Origin of the sequence: Pseudomonas sp. CAM1A (assembly GCF_047501685.1) — a bacterium.
GTDB lineage: Bacteria > Pseudomonadota > Gammaproteobacteria > Pseudomonadales > Pseudomonadaceae > Aquipseudomonas.
The window spans coordinates 433,371-447,274 of the sequence record NZ_JBFNXP010000008.1 but is presented as its reverse complement, the minus strand read 5'-3'; the positions used below and the strand labels follow the sequence as shown (position 1 = coordinate 447,274).

Here is a 13,904-nt window from a genome sequence, read left to right as displayed (position 1 = left end):
CTTGCCGAAAAATTTACAATGGGGCGACAGCTTGTGACGACAAAGCGACAGGAATTGTCGAGAGCGCGACCCGCTGTCGCACTCAGGATTTCGCTGGGGCGGGCTGAGCGACAGCGGCCGCTGGCGTCGCAGGCGCAGGTGTGGTGGCCGCGGGTGCCGGGGCCGCCGGCGCAACCGGTGGCGCCGGTTTCTCCAGCGGCTTCTCGACCGGCGTCACGCGCTCGAGCTGGATGTTCACCCGGCGGTTGCGCGCCCGGTTGGCGGCAGAGTTGTTCTTGGCCAGCGGATAGCGCTCGCCGTGGAAGCGCACGGTGATCTGCTCTTCCGGCACACCATGGGCCTTGAGGTAATCGGCAACCGCCAGCGCCCGTCGGCGCGAGGTGTCGCGGTTGGTCAGGCGATTGCCGCTGTTGTCGGAGTGACCGTTGAGCTCGATGTGATTGACCGTCGGATCGGCCTTCAAATAGTCCAGCAGCACATCCAGGCGAGCACGCGCCGAGCTGTCAAGTTCGATCCCGCCACCCGGGAAACCGACCTGGGTCTGGCGGATCTGGTCATAGTTCATCGGCAGCAGCTTGGCGGCGCACAGCTGGTAGTCACTGTAGGCCTTGGCAAAACTGACCGGCATCACATGCACTTCCATCGGTCGGCCACCTTCGCCCCGGTAGTTGCGCACCACGGTGCTACGACCATCGAGCAGGCCATTGATCAGGCGGCTGGCCTGGCCCTGGCTGGAGGTGAACAGCACGCCGTTACGGGCCATGTGCACCGCGCCGAGGTTGATGTCGCCGCGCCCGGGCTGCCAGGGGGCTGCAGCGGCCAGCAAGGTGGCTGACCCTGCGCCGAGGACGTTGCTGTCCGAGCGCAGCTGGAACGTCGGTTGTTCGCCGGCACGGCGCACGAACTCGCCGCTGCCGAAACCGTCGATCGGCTGGATCAGGCGACATTCGAACTGATCACCCTCGACTTTCCAGGCGACGTTCTCCACGCGAGTCTGGAAGGTCATGGCCCCGGCCGGCAGGCTGGCGACAAGGGTGAACAGGGCTAGGTAACGCTGGCGCACGGGAGGCTCCACTGATTCTGACGGCTTACCTGAATGCTATCGGACGCCTGTCGGAAAACTTGATAGCCGTGCTCGAACAGGGGTTTTCCGGTAGCATTGGCTTCTGAGTTCGACCCGCCTGGAATCTCCAATGTCCGATCGCCTGACCCTCCTGCGCCCCGATGACTGGCACATCCATCTGCGCGATGGTGCCGTCCTGCCCCACACTGTCGGTGACGTGGCGCGCACCTTCGCCCGCGCCATCATCATGCCCAACCTGGTTCCGCCGGTGCGCAACGCCGTCGAGGCCGATGCCTACCGCGCCCGCATCCTTGCCGCACGCCCCGCCGGCAGCCGTTTCGAGCCACTGATGGTGCTGTATCTTACCGACCGCACCAGCCCGGAAGACATCCGCGCCGCCAAGGCCAGTGGGATCGTGTACGCCGCCAAGCTGTACCCGGCCGGCGCCACCACCAACTCCGATTCGGGCGTGACCAGCATCGACAACATCTTCCCGGCCATCGAGGCCCTGGCCGAAACCGGCATGCCCCTGCTGGTGCACGGTGAGGTCACGCGCAGTGAAATCGACGTGTTCGACCGCGAAAAACGCTTCATCGACGAGCACATGCGCCGCCTCGTCGAGCGCTTCCCGACCCTGAAAGTGGTGTTCGAGCACATCACCACCAGCGACGCCGCGCAGTTCGTCACCGAGGCGCCGGCCAATGTCGGTGCCACCATCACCGCCCAGCACCTGCTGTACAACCGCAACCACATGCTGGTCGGCGGTATCCGCCCGCACTTCTATTGCCTGCCGATCCTCAAGCGCAACACCCACCAGGTGGCGCTGCTGGATGCCGCCACCAGCGGCAACCCGAAGTTCTTCCTCGGTACCGACTCGGCGCCGCACGCCAAGCATGCCAAGGAAGCAGCCTGCGGCTGCGCCGGCTGCTACACCGCCTACGCCGCCATCGAGCTCTACGCCGAGGCGTTCGAACAGCGCAACGCGCTGGACAAGCTCGAAGGCTTCGCCAGCAAGCACGGCCCGGACTTCTACGGCCTGGCGCGCAACACCGATACCATCACCCTGGTGCGTGAGGAATGGACCGCGCCGGACAGCCTGCCGTTCGGCGACAACACCGTGATCCCCCTGCGCGCCGGCGAGAAGCTGCGCTGGCGCCTGCTGGAGGACAACGCATGAGCGAAGACCTCTACGAAGACGACCAGGACAGCCAGGTCAGCAGCGGCTCGCGCCACCCGATGGCCGAGCGTTTCCGCGGCTACCTGCCGGTGGTGGTGGATGTCGAGACCGGTGGTTTCAACAGTGCCACCGACGCGCTGCTGGAGATTGCCGCCGTCACCATCGGCATGGATGAAAAGGGCTTCCTGTTCCCCGAGCACACCTACTTCCATCGGGTCGAACCGTTCGAAGGGGCCAATATCGAGGCCGCCGCGCTGGAGTTCACCGGCATCAAGCTGGACCACCCGCTGCGCATGGCAGTGAGCGAGGAAAGCGCGCTGACCGATATCTTCCGCGGCGTGCGCAAGGCGCTGAAGGCCAATGGCTGCAAGCGGGCGATCCTGGTCGGGCACAACAGCAGCTTCGACCTGGGCTTCCTCAATGCGGCAGTGGCGCGCAACGATATCAAGCGCAACCCGTTCCACCCGTTCTCCAGCTTCGACACCGCCACCCTCGCCGGCCTCGCCTACGGCCAGACCGTGCTGGCCCGAGCCTGCCAGAGCGCGGACATCGACTTCGACGGCCGTGAAGCGCATTCGGCGCGTTACGACACCGAGAAGACTGCCGAGCTGTTCTGCGGCATCGTCAATCGCTGGAAAGAGATGGGCGGCTGGCGCGATTTCAACGACTGATCGCATGCTTGAAGCATAAAAAAACCGGCCACCAGGGCCGGTTTTTCATGCGCTTGGCAAATTACAGCTTGCCAGCGTTTTCGCTCAGGTAAGCCGCGACACCTTCCGGCGAAGCGTTCATGCCCTTGTCGCCTTTCTTCCAGTTGGCCGGGCAGACTTCGCCGTGCTCTTCGTGGAATTGCAGGGCGTCAACCAGGCGCAGCAGCTCGTCCATGTTGCGGCCCAGTGGCAGGTCGTTGACGATCTGCGAGCGGACAACACCGTTGGTGTCGATCAGGAAGGCGCCACGGAAGGCCACGCCGCCTTCGGACTCGACGTCGTAGGCCTTGCAGATTTCGTGGGTCATGTCGGCTGCCAGGGTGTACTTGACCTGACCGATGCCGCCATTGTTGACCGGGGTGTTGCGCCAGGCGTTGTGGGTGAAGTGCGAGTCGATCGACACGCCGATCACTTCAACGTTGCGCGCCTGGAAGTCAGGGATGCGGTTGTCCAGGGCGATCAGCTCGGACGGGCAGACGAAGGTGAAGTCCAGCGGGTAGAAGAACACCAGGCCGTACTTGCCCTTGATGGCCGAGGCCAGGTTGAAGCTGTCAACGATCTCGCCGTTGCCCAGCACGGCTGGAACGGTGAAGTCCGGGGCTTTTTTGCCAACGAGTACGCTCATTCGATCTCTCCTGATGAGGGGTGAAAAACCTTGCCCGGGCGGAACGCGTCCCCCGGATCCAGCAAAGGCCGACCATCATACACAGCTTTGCGTGACAGGCCGAATCTCAACCGCCGGTCGCTCTGCAACGCACCTTACACAAAGTGTTTTGACAAGCATTCTCATTACCATTACTCTCCAACGCATCGACTCAACCCGCGATGGTCAGCCTTTATGTATGTGTGTCTTTGTGTCGGTGTCACCGACGGACAGATCCGCGATGCGATCTACGAAGGATGCTGCAGCTACAAGGAAGTTCGAGCCGCCACCAATGTCGCCAGCCAGTGCGGCAAGTGCGCCTGCCTCGCCAAGCAGGTGGTGCGCGAGACCCTCACCGAGCTGCAACTGAGCCAGCAGGCCGCCCTGCCCTACCCCGTTGAATTCAACGCGGCGTAATTTCCCCGAATTCGAAGAACCGGACCCAGTGTCCGGTTTTTTTATGCCCGTAATTCAATAAGTTAGCGCTCGAACGCAGTTCAAAAACATTCTTATTCCGATTAATTTTCACTTATTATTCAATAACTTAGGTTTGACATAGATAGTTGCGGGGCTCAAACTTGTTTGCATTGGCTCAACTTCTACAGGGCAGACCCCATCATGAAAGGCGACGTAAGCGTCATCCAGCATCTCAACAAGATCCTCGGAAACGAGCTGGTCGCTATCAACCAGTACTTCCTGCATGCGCGCATGTACGAAGATTGGGGCCTGAACAAGATCGGCAAACTCGAGTACAAAGAGTCCATCCAGGCGATGAAGGATGCTGACAAGCTGATCAAGCGCATCCTCTTCCTCGAAGGCATCCCCAACGTCCAGGACCTGGGCAAGCTCATGATCGGCGAGCACACCAAGGAGATGCTCGACTGCGACCTGAAGCTTGAGAAAAAGGCCCACGCCGACCTGAAAGCTGCCATCGCCCATTGCGAAACCGCTGGCGACTTCGGTTCGCGCGACGTGCTCGAGGACATTCTCGAAGACCAGGAAGAACACATAGACTGGCTGGAAACCCAGCTGGGCCTGATCGACAAGATCACTATCGAGAACTACCTGCAGTCGCAGATGGGCGAAGAGTAACTGCAACGCCCAGTCAGGAAGCCCCGCCAATGCGGGGCTTTTTTGTGGGCGTGATACTTGCTCGATCGGCAAAAAAAAGCCCCGCACTAGCGGGGCTTTTTGCAGGCTGGCGCGAAGACCTGAATCAGGCCTCGGAAGCCTTGGCCTTGGCGGCCGCATCCTTGATCAGGGTCTGCAGCTCACCATTTTCGAACATCTCGATCATGATGTCGCTGCCGCCGACCAGTTCACCCGCCACCCACAGTTGCGGGAAGGTAGGCCAGTTGGCGTATTTGGGCAGGTTGGCGCGGATTTCCGGGTTCTGCAGGATGTCGACGTAGGCGAACTTCTCGCCACAACCCATGACCGCTTGCGATGCCTTGGCCGAGAAGCCGCACTGCGGGGCATTCGGCGAACCTTTCATGTAAAGCAGAATGGTGTTGTTGGCGATCTGCTCTTTGATTGTATCGATGATATCCATGAAGCACCTCGGCTGAACTTTGCGACTTGATCGTCGCCACGGTGGCGCATTGTATCGGAAAGCCGAGCAACGTGCTCGGCCTTGCCGTGCTTCATGCGGCCTCGACCTGCACCGGTACGCCATTGAGCGCAGCATTGCCGGAAACACCATCGCGCAGGTGCTCGTCGGTGAGGTCGTTGGCACTCACCCCCGGCTGCGCAGCGGCCACCTGCAAGCGTGCACCCTGGCGTCCATGGCCATAGCCATGGGGCAGGCTGACCACCCCCGGCATCATCTCCTCGCTGGCCTGCACCGCCACCTCGATGACCCCGGTACGCGAACGGACCCGCACCATCTGGCCATCATGCAACTGGCGCCGGCTCAGGTCGTCCGGATGCATCAGCAACTGGTGGCGCGGCTTGCCTTTGACCAGTCGATGGTAGTTGTGCATCCACGAATTGTTGCTGCGCACATGGCGACGGCCGATGAGCAGCAGTTGATCGTCCGTGGGCGCGGACACACCGGCGAGGCGCCGCAGGTCCTCGAGTAGAACCGCCGGGGCCACCTCGACCTTGCCGCTGGCCGTGCGCAAGCGTGTAGCCAGGTTGGCGCGCAGGGGGCCGAGATCGAGGCCGTGGGGATGCGCGTCGAGCGCCTGTAGCGAGAGCTTCCAGGGCGAGTTCTCGCCATAAGGCCCCTTGCACAGGGCGAAGTCGATCATCTGTGCCGGGGGCAAGGTTGCCTTGAGCTCGACCTGCGCGAGCTCGGCGAAGGCCCTGGCCAGGCCCACGAAGATCTCCCAGTCGTGCAGCGCGCCTTCGGGTTTGGGCAGGATCGCCCGGTTGAAACGGGTGACGTTACGCACTGCCAGCAGGTTGAAGGTGGAGTCGTAGTGATCGTTCTCCAGCGCCGAGGTCGATGGCAGGATCAGGTCGGCATGGCGCGTAGTCTCGTTGATGTACAGGTCGATGCTGAGCATGAAATCCAGGCCGGCCAGTGCATCGTCCAGGCGTCGCCCGTTGGGCGTGGACAGCACCGGGTTGCCCGCCACGGTCACCAGCGCCCGCACCTGCCCGTCGCCGGGTTCGAGGATCTCCTCGGCCAATGCCGAGACCGGCAACTCGCCGCCATACTCGGGCAAGCCCGAGACGCGGCTACGCCACTGGTCGAAATGCCCGCCGGAAGTGCTGGCGACCAGGTCGACCGCAGGCGCCGTGCACAGCGCGCCACCCTCGCGATCAAGATTGCCGGTGACCAGGTTGATCAATTGCACCAGCCAGTGGCACAGCGAACCGAAGGCCTGGGTCGATACCCCCATCCGGCCATAGCACACCGCCTTGTCGGCAGCGGCGAAATCCCGCGCCAGCTGGCGGATTGCCTGCGCCGGGATACCGCAAAGCGCGCTCATGGCGCACGCATCGAACGGCTGGATGGCTTCACGCACCTGCTCCAGCCCCGCGACCGGCAGGTGCGAGCCCCGGGCCAGGTTTTCGCTGAACAGCGTGTGCAGCAAGCCACACAACAGCGCCGCGTCGCCACCGGGGCGGATGAACAGGTGCCGATCGGCCAGTAACGCCGTCTCGCTGCGCCGCGGATCCACCACCACCAACTGCCCGCCTCTGGCCTTGAGGGCCTTCAGGCGTTTTTCCACGTCGGGGACGGTCATGATGCTGCCATTGGAAGCCAGGGGGTTGCCGCCAAGAATCAGCATGAACTGCGTGTGGTCGATGTCCGGAATGGGCAGCAACAGGCCATGGCCGTACATCAGGTGGCTGGTCAGGTGCTGCGGCAGCTGGTCCACCGAGGTGGCCGAGAAGCGGTTGCGGGTCTTGAGCAGGCCGAGGAAGTAGTTGCTGTGGGTCATCAAGCCATAGTTGTGCACGCTGGGGTTGCCTTGGTAAACCGCCACTGCATTGCGCCCATGGGCCTGTTGTACCGCCCACAGCCGCTCTGCGGCGAAGGCGAAGGCCTCATCCCAGCCAATCGCCTGCCACTGGTCACCGATGCGCCGATGAGGCTGGCGCAGGCGGTCAGGGTCCTCCTGGATGTCCTGCAGGGCGACCGCCTTGGGGCAGATGTGGCCGCGGCTGAACGGATCCTGCGGATCGCCCTTGATCGAGCTGATCCGCGGCGGCCCTTCTGCCGCATGGGTAACTTCGATGTTCAGGCCACAAATGGCCTCGCACAAGTGACAGGCTCGGTGATGCAGGGTCTTGGTCATGGCCGCCTCTGCCTTGTTGTTCGCAAGGCTCGACTATGCGCCCGTCAACCGGTGCCCGCCAGCGAGGTTCGCGGCGTGAATCGGGCGACATCAGGCAGACGGTTCACGACAACAGGTTTGCCAAACGCGCATCGAGCCGTGTACAACCGCTGTAGCAAATAAAAAACAGCTACTCGCCAACGGCTTACGACACCCTTTGACACAGAGGCGCTGTTTCCCCTCTTGGTTTCAGGCGACATTTAATTATAGTATTGCGCCTTTCCCTATTCCGTCCGCCCCGTGCGGCTTACGCCGCAGGTCACTCCCGTTGTCAACAAAACCCATACGGTCGACCTGCAAAACGTTGCAGATAAGGTAGTCAATCATGAGCGCTAGGCACTTTCTCTCCCTGCTGGATTTCACCGCTGACGAATTGCTCGGCGTGATCCGTCGCGGCATCGAGCTGAAGGACCTGCGTAAACGAGGCGTGCTGTTCGAGCCGTTGAAGAACCGCGTGCTGGGGATGATCTTCGAGAAATCCTCGACTCGTACCCGAGTGTCCTTCGAAGCGGGCATGATCCAGCTTGGCGGCCAGGCGATCTTCCTCTCGCCGCGCGACACCCAGCTGGGCAGGGGCGAGCCGATCGCCGACAGCGCCATCGTGCTGTCGAGCATGGTCGACGCGGTGATGATCCGGACCCACGCCCACAGCACCCTCACTGAATTCGCCGCGAACTCGAAGGTGCCGGTCATCAACGGCCTGTCCGACGAATCGCACCCCTGCCAGTTGCTGGCCGACATACAGACCTTCTTCGAACACCGTGGCGCGATCCAGGGCAAGACCGTGGCCTGGGTCGGCGACGGCTTCAACATGTGCAACTCCTATATCGAAGCTGCCGTGCAGTTCGATTTCCAACTGCGCATCACTTGCCCTGAAGGCTACGAGCCCGATTCGCGCTTCCTGCAACTGGGTGGCGAGCGCGTGCAGATCATCCGTGATCCGAAGGAAGCCGTGCGCGGCGCCCACCTGGTAACCACGGATGTCTGGACTTCCATGGGCCAGGAAGAGGAAACTGCACGGCGCCTGGCGCATTTCGCGCCTTACCAGGTCACCCGCGAACTGCTCGACCTGGCGGCACCCGACGCCCTGTTCATGCATTGCCTGCCCGCCCACCGTGGCGAGGAAATCAGCCAGGACCTGCTCGACGACCCCCGTTCGGTCGCCTGGGACGAAGCTGAGAACCGCCTGCATGCGCAGAAGGCCCTTCTGGAATTCCTTGTAGAACCGGCTTACCACCACGCATGAGTCAACAGCTACTGCTCAACCTGCGCGACCTGGCCTGCGGCTATGGCGACCAGCGCATCGTCCAGAACCTCAACCTGCACCTCAACGCAGGCGACATTGGTTGCCTGCTTGGGTCTTCCGGTTGCGGCAAGACCACCACGCTGCGCGCCATTGCCGGCTTCGAGCCGGTGCACGAAGGCGAGATCCAGCTGGGCGGCGAGGTCATCTCCCGCGCCGGGTTCACCCTGGCGCCGGAGAAACGGCGGATCGGCATGGTGTTCCAGGACTACGCGCTGTTCCCCCACCTGACCGTCGCGCAGAACATCGCCTTCGGCATCGGCAAACACCCGCGCCAGGCGGCGGTGGTCGAGGAGATGCTCGAGCTGGTCAAGCTGGCCGGCCTCGGCGGGCGTTACCCGCACGAGTTGTCGGGCGGCCAGCAGCAACGCGTGGCCCTGGCCCGGGCGCTTGCACCGGAGCCACAGCTGCTGTTGCTTGACGAGCCGTTCTCCAACCTCGACGTGGAGCTGCGCCGACGCTTGAGCCATGAGGTCCGCGACATCCTCAAGAGCCGCGGCACCAGCGCCATCCTGGTCACCCACGACCAGGAGGAAGCCTTTGCCGTCAGCGATCATGTGGGGGTATTCAAGGAGGGCCGCCTGGAGCAGTGGGACACGCCCTACAACCTCTACCACGAGCCGCAGACCCCGTTTGTCGCCAGCTTCATCGGCCAGGGTTACTTCATTCGTGGCCAGATGAGCAGCCACGAAGCAGTGACCACCGAACTCGGCGAGCTGCGCGGCAACCGGGCCTATACCATGGCGCCCGGAAGCTCGGTGGACGTGCTGTTGCGCCCCGACGACATTATCCATGCCCCTGACAGCACGCTACGGGCACAGGTCATCGGCAAAAGCTTCCTCGGCGCTTCGACCTTGTATCGTCTGCAGCTTCCCACCGGCAGCCAGCTCGAGGCGATCTTCCCCAGCCACAACGACCACTCGCTCGGCCAGGACGTCGGCATCGCCGTCGCCGCCGATCATCTCGTGCTGTTCCCGGTACCCGGTAGCGTTGCCGCTCAGCTACCGCGCCAGGAGAACGGTGTGCGTCGCATCAGCTCGGCGCTCTGAAGTTCGACAGCAGCGCGGAGCAAGCCCGCCTCCACGTCCTGTAAACAGGTGTGGGGCGGGCTCGCCCGATCACTTTGAATCAGACCATCAAAGTACCAGAGGCCACCAAACGGGCCTGTCCACCGATCTTCACCCTCTCCCCCTCCAGCCGACAGAACAGCTCGCCACCGCGTGCCGAGCGCTGGTACGCGTGCAACTGTGACTTGCCAAGGCGTGCCGCCCAGTAAGGAATAAGCGAGCAGTGAATGGAACCCGTGACTGGATCCTCCGGGATCCCGATACTCGGTGCAAAATAGCGCGACACGAAATCGTGCTCTTCACCCGGCGCGGTTACGATCACGCCCAAACCCGGCAGTCTCGCCAACGCCACCATGTCTGGCGCGCAGGCACGCACGGCTTGCTCAGATGCCAGTACCACCAACAGCTCCTTGGTCTGGTAAACCTCCTGTACCTCGCACCCCAGCGCCTCGGCCACGGCCGCCGGCTCAGCCAAGGGCTGCGGATCGATGCGTGGGAAATCGAGCCACAGGCGGCCCTCTTCACGCGTCACGCTCAACGGCCCGGACAGGCTTTGAAAGTGCAGACGGGGTTTCTGCGCGCCATAGACCTCGAACAGCACATGGGCACTGGCGAGGGTGGCATGACCGCACAGCGGCACTTCGGTTGCGGGGGTGAACCAGCGAATCCGGTAGCCCTCTCCTTCAGCGACGACGAACGCAGTTTCGGCGAGGTTGTGCTCGGCGGCGATCTGCTGCATCAGCGCATCGTCGAGCCACTGCTCCAGGTGGTAGACCATGGCCGAATTGCCGGCAAAGGGCCGGTCACTGAACGCATCGACCTGGTGAAAATGCAGGTGCATGCCACGACTCCTGTGTAGGGCGGAAAAGGCCTCGAGCATGGAGCAAGGCGCCTGGACCGAACAGTGACAGAGTCGTGGAATTTGAACCAGTACAGATGATCAGCCGCGACCGATCTCGGCGAACTGTGCCTGGGTATGGGCAGCGAGCACTACAGCGGCGAGCTCCACTTCCAGACCGCGGCGGCCAGCGCTCACATGAATCGTTTCATGTTGTTGCGCGGATTGGTCAATGAAAGTGCGCAGGCGCTTCTTCTGTCCCAGCGGGCTGATTCCGCCAACCAGGTAGCCCGTGGCGCGCTGGGCGGCTTGCGGGTCGGCCATTTCGCATTTCTTCACGCCGGCCGCGTGCGCCAGCGCCTTCAGATCGAGCGTCCCGCCCACCGGCACCACCGCCACCAGCAGCTCACCTTTTTCGCTGCTGGCGAGCAGCGTCTTGAACACGCGCAACGGGTCAAGGCCGAGCTTTTCCGCAGCCTCCAGACCGTACGATGCGGATTTCGGATCATGTTCGTAGCTGTGCACGCGGTGCTCGGCACGCGCCTTTTTCAACAGGTCCAGGGCGGGGGTCATCAACGGCTCCAGGCGATCACAAGTCGCCCGGTACTTTAGGGTAAATCCGCCGGGGCAGCCAGCGCAGGACCCAGGCTAGAGCAGCGGCCATGGATTCACCGCACGGCACGGCAGTCAGAATGTGGCTGAGCGTTCATTTTCGACCTTTGACATCAGCGTTTCTTGTCTATATTTTTTCGTTTATGAATAAATGGTGCACCTATAAGGTGCGCTTCCTGTACCCGCCCGGCGTCAATGGGGATCGACTCCGGGCTTTTTGCTGTCGAGCGCCCAGCGCCTCACAACAACAAGAACCGAGGTCATACATGACGACTGCTCTACGACAACCCACGCTATCCGCCCAGTGCCTGGCCGAATTTCTCGGCACTGCCCTGCTCATCTTCTTCGGTACCGGCTGTGTCGCTGCGCTCAAGGTCGCCGGTGCCAGCTTCGGCCTGTGGGAAATAAGCATCATCTGGGGGGTCGGCGTGAGCATGGCGATTTACCTCACCGCCGGTGTGTCCGGCGCGCACCTGAACCCGGCGGTCAGTATCGCGCTGGCCGTGTTCGCCGGCTTCGACAAGCGCAAGCTGCCGTTCTACATGCTCGCCCAAGTGTGCGGCGCATTCTGCGGCGCCGCGTTGGTGTACTTCCTGTACAGCAACCTGTTCTTCGATTTCGAACAAAGCCACGCCATGCTGCGTGGCAGCCAGGCGAGCCTCGAACTGGCCTCGGTGTTCTCCACCTATCCGCACCCGGCGCTGTCCACCGGCCAGGCGTTCCTGGTCGAAGTGATCATCACCGCCATCCTGATGGCCGTGATCATGGCCCTGACCGACGACAACAACGGCCTGCCCCGCGGTGCCACGGCGCCCCTGCTGATCGGCCTGTTGATCGCCGTGATCGGCAGCGCGATGGGCCCGCTGACCGGCTTTGCGATGAACCCGGCGCGCGATTTCGGGCCTAAACTGATGACCTTCCTGGCCGGTTGGGGCGAAATTGCCTTCACTGGCGGGCGCGATATTCCGTATTTCCTGGTGCCGGTGTTCGCGCCGATCCTCGGTGCCAGCCTGGGCGCGGCCCTGTACCGCGGGCTGATCGCCCGCAATTTGCCGACAACACAAGCCGCGACCCAACAGACAGACGATAATCCTCAGGGCGACACCCAGGTTTCCTGATGCCAACGCCGGGCCCGGGCTGACACCCGGCGCCCGCCACGCCCTGAACTACCCCCTATTCGTGCAAGGCCACCGACATGACCGATACCCTGGACAAGAACTACATCATCGCCCTGGACCAGGGCACCACCAGTTCGCGCGCCATCATCTTCGATCGCGACGCCAACGTGGTGGGCACCTCACAGCGTGAGTTCGCCCAGCACTACCCGCAGGCGGGCTGGGTCGAGCACGACCCGATGGAAATCTTCGCCACCCAGAGCGCGACCATGGTCGAGGCCCTGGCCCAGGCCGGCATCAGCCACGCCCAGGTCGCCGCCATCGGCATCACCAACCAGCGCGAGACCACCGTCGTCTGGGACAAGGAAACCGGGCGCCCGGTGTACAACGCCATCGTCTGGCAATGCCGGCGCAGCACCGAGATCTGCGCCCAGCTCAAGCGCGACGGCCATGAGCAGTACATCCGCGAGGCAACTGGCCTGGTCACCGACCCGTACTTCTCCGGCACCAAGCTCAAGTGGATCCTCGATAACGTCGAAGGCGTGCGCGAGCGCGCCGAGCGTGGCGAGTTGCTGTTCGGCACCATCGATACCTGGCTGATCTGGAAATTCTCCGGTGGCAAGGTGCATGTCACCGACTACACCAACGCCTCGCGCACGCTGATGTTCAACATCCATAGCCTGCAATGGGACGAAAAGCTCCTCGACATTCTCGGCATCCCAAGCCAGATGCTGCCCGAGGTTCGCCCGTCGTCCGAAGTCTATGGCCATACCAAAAGCGGCATTGCCATCGCCGGTATCGCCGGTGACCAGCAATCGGCGCTGTTCGGCCAGATGTGCGTGGAGCCCGGCCAGGCCAAGAACACCTACGGCACCGGCTGTTTCCTGCTGATGAACACCGGCGACAAGGCGGTGCAATCATCCCACGGCCTGCTCACCACCATCGCCTGCGGCCCGCGTGGCGAAGTGGCCTACGCCCTTGAGGGCGCGGTCTTCAACGGTGGTTCCACCGTGCAGTGGCTGCGCGACGAACTGAAGATCGTCAACGATGCCTACGACACCGAGTACTTTGCCAGCAAGGTCAAGGACAGCAACGGCGTTTACCTGGTGCCGGCCTTCACCGGCCTGGGTGCGCCCTACTGGGACCCTTACGCCCGCGGCGCACTGTTCGGCCTGACCCGTGGCGTCAAGGTCGATCACATCATCCGTGCCGCCCTGGAGTCGATTGCCTACCAGACCCGCGACGTGCTCGACGCCATGCAGCAGGACTGCGGCCAGCGCCTGTCCGAACTGCGCGTGGACGGTGGCGCAGTGGCCAACAACTTCCTCATGCAGTTCCAGTCCGACATTCTCGGCACTTGCGTCGAGCGTCCGAAAATGCGCGAAACCACAGCGCTGGGCGCCGCCTACCTGGCGGGCCTGGCCTGTGGTTTCTGGAGCGGCCTGGACGAGCTGCGCGACAAGGCGATCATCGAGCGCGAATTCAGCCCGCAGCTGGACGAAGCGGCCAAGGAGAAGCTGTACAAGGGCTGGCGCAAGGCTGTCGATCGCACCCGCGACTGGGAAGACCACGACGCCTGATAGCG

At 62.9% G+C, this 13,904-nt stretch carries 14 protein-coding genes; 8 read left to right on the top strand and 6 right to left on the bottom strand.

The window, feature by feature from the left end; translation table 11 throughout:
- Positions 1-82: 82 nt before the first annotated feature.
- The gene (locus tag ABZO33_RS19590; RefSeq protein WP_414537336.1) at positions 83-1,063 is read right to left on the bottom strand and encodes a flagellar protein MotY; all 981 of its coding nucleotides are present in this window, start codon (positions 1,061-1,063) and stop codon (positions 83-85) included.
- Positions 1,064-1,193: 130 nt separating this feature from the next.
- Here ABZO33_RS19590 and pyrC point away from each other — a divergent pair, with 130 nt between their 5' ends.
- Positions 1,194-2,240 (top strand): dihydroorotase, encoded by a 1,047-nt coding sequence (gene pyrC, locus ABZO33_RS19585; RefSeq protein ID WP_414537335.1) that lies wholly within the window; start codon positions 1,194-1,196, stop codon positions 2,238-2,240.
- The gene (gene rnt / locus ABZO33_RS19580; RefSeq protein ID WP_028690079.1) at positions 2,237-2,911 is read left to right on the top strand and encodes a ribonuclease T; all 675 of its coding nucleotides are present in this window, start codon (positions 2,237-2,239) and stop codon (positions 2,909-2,911) included. Before pyrC ends, rnt begins: the two co-directional genes overlap by 4 nt.
- Before the next feature lie 61 nt (positions 2,912-2,972).
- Here rnt and ABZO33_RS19575 read toward each other — a convergent pair whose 3' ends face one another.
- On the bottom strand, positions 2,973-3,575 hold the full coding sequence (locus ABZO33_RS19575) for a peroxiredoxin (RefSeq protein WP_003254945.1): 603 nt from the start codon (positions 3,573-3,575) through the stop codon (positions 2,973-2,975).
- Positions 3,576-3,788: 213 nt separating this feature from the next.
- Here ABZO33_RS19575 and ABZO33_RS19570 point away from each other — a divergent pair, with 213 nt between their 5' ends.
- Positions 3,789-4,010 (top strand): bacterioferritin-associated ferredoxin, encoded by a 222-nt coding sequence (locus ABZO33_RS19570; protein WP_046854452.1) that lies wholly within the window; start codon positions 3,789-3,791, stop codon positions 4,008-4,010.
- A gap of 201 nt (positions 4,011-4,211) precedes the next feature.
- Positions 4,212-4,685, top strand: a complete 474-nt coding sequence (gene bfr / locus ABZO33_RS19565) for a bacterioferritin (protein WP_414537334.1) — start codon at positions 4,212-4,214, stop codon at positions 4,683-4,685.
- A 124-nt stretch (positions 4,686-4,809) separates the two neighbouring features.
- Here bfr and grxD read toward each other — a convergent pair whose 3' ends face one another.
- Both grxD and ABZO33_RS19555 read right to left on the bottom strand, forming a co-directional pair.
- Entirely contained in the window at positions 4,810-5,145 is a 336-nt protein-coding gene (gene grxD, locus ABZO33_RS19560) for a Grx4 family monothiol glutaredoxin (protein WP_031314504.1), read from the bottom strand.
- 91 nt (positions 5,146-5,236) lie between these two features.
- A complete protein-coding gene (locus ABZO33_RS19555; protein ID WP_414537333.1) occupies positions 5,237-7,345 on the bottom strand; it encodes a molybdopterin oxidoreductase family protein in 2,109 nt (702 codons plus the stop codon).
- A gap of 364 nt (positions 7,346-7,709) precedes the next feature.
- On the opposite strand from ABZO33_RS19555, the gene argF reads away from it, so the two are divergent.
- Together argF and ABZO33_RS19545 are read left to right on the top strand one after the other, a co-directional pair.
- Complete coding sequence (gene argF / locus ABZO33_RS19550; protein ID WP_414537332.1) at positions 7,710-8,630, top strand: ornithine carbamoyltransferase; 921 nt, start codon at positions 7,710-7,712, stop codon at positions 8,628-8,630.
- A complete protein-coding gene (locus ABZO33_RS19545; protein ID WP_414537331.1) occupies positions 8,627-9,736 on the top strand; it encodes an ABC transporter ATP-binding protein in 1,110 nt (369 codons plus the stop codon). The genes argF and ABZO33_RS19545 overlap by 4 nt, the downstream gene beginning before the upstream one ends.
- A 79-nt stretch (positions 9,737-9,815) precedes the next feature.
- Here ABZO33_RS19545 and ABZO33_RS19540 read toward each other — a convergent pair whose 3' ends face one another.
- Together ABZO33_RS19540 and ybaK are read right to left on the bottom strand one after the other, a co-directional pair.
- The gene (locus ABZO33_RS19540) at positions 9,816-10,595 is read right to left on the bottom strand and encodes a PhzF family phenazine biosynthesis protein (RefSeq protein WP_414537330.1); all 780 of its coding nucleotides are present in this window, start codon (positions 10,593-10,595) and stop codon (positions 9,816-9,818) included.
- A 99-nt stretch (positions 10,596-10,694) separates the two neighbouring features.
- Entirely contained in the window at positions 10,695-11,165 is a 471-nt protein-coding gene (gene ybaK / locus ABZO33_RS19535; protein ID WP_110701961.1) for a Cys-tRNA(Pro) deacylase, read from the bottom strand.
- Positions 11,166-11,470: 305 nt separating this feature from the next.
- Between ybaK and ABZO33_RS19530 the strand changes: the two genes are divergently transcribed.
- On the top strand, positions 11,471-12,322 hold the full coding sequence (locus ABZO33_RS19530; protein ID WP_414537329.1) for an MIP/aquaporin family protein: 852 nt from the start codon (positions 11,471-11,473) through the stop codon (positions 12,320-12,322).
- Positions 12,323-12,399: 77 nt separating this feature from the next.
- A complete protein-coding gene (gene glpK, locus ABZO33_RS19525; protein WP_414537328.1) occupies positions 12,400-13,899 on the top strand; it encodes a glycerol kinase GlpK in 1,500 nt (499 codons plus the stop codon).
- The last annotated feature ends 5 nt before the right edge of the window (positions 13,900-13,904 follow it).

Coding starts and splice junctions, on each gene's coding strand:
- ybaK (WP_110701961.1), bottom strand. CDS start 11,165: ATGACCCCCGCCCTGGACCTGTTGAAAAAGGCGCGTGCCGAGCACCGC.
- bfr (WP_414537334.1), top strand. CDS start 4,212: ATGAAAGGCGACGTAAGCGTCATCCAGCATCTCAACAAGATCCTCGGA.
- grxD (WP_031314504.1), bottom strand. CDS start 5,145: ATGGATATCATCGATACAATCAAAGAGCAGATCGCCAACAACACCATT.
- ABZO33_RS19555 (WP_414537333.1), bottom strand. CDS start 7,345: ATGACCAAGACCCTGCATCACCGAGCCTGTCACTTGTGCGAGGCCATT.
- rnt (WP_028690079.1), top strand. CDS start 2,237: ATGAGCGAAGACCTCTACGAAGACGACCAGGACAGCCAGGTCAGCAGC.
- pyrC (WP_414537335.1), top strand. CDS start 1,194: ATGTCCGATCGCCTGACCCTCCTGCGCCCCGATGACTGGCACATCCAT.
- ABZO33_RS19570 (WP_046854452.1), top strand. CDS start 3,789: ATGTATGTGTGTCTTTGTGTCGGTGTCACCGACGGACAGATCCGCGAT.
- ABZO33_RS19540 (WP_414537330.1), bottom strand. CDS start 10,595: ATGCACCTGCATTTTCACCAGGTCGATGCGTTCAGTGACCGGCCCTTT.
- ABZO33_RS19545 (WP_414537331.1), top strand. CDS start 8,627: ATGAGTCAACAGCTACTGCTCAACCTGCGCGACCTGGCCTGCGGCTAT.
- argF (WP_414537332.1), top strand. CDS start 7,710: ATGAGCGCTAGGCACTTTCTCTCCCTGCTGGATTTCACCGCTGACGAA.
- ABZO33_RS19530 (WP_414537329.1), top strand. CDS start 11,471: ATGACGACTGCTCTACGACAACCCACGCTATCCGCCCAGTGCCTGGCC.
- glpK (WP_414537328.1), top strand. CDS start 12,400: ATGACCGATACCCTGGACAAGAACTACATCATCGCCCTGGACCAGGGC.
- ABZO33_RS19575 (WP_003254945.1), bottom strand. CDS start 3,575: ATGAGCGTACTCGTTGGCAAAAAAGCCCCGGACTTCACCGTTCCAGCC.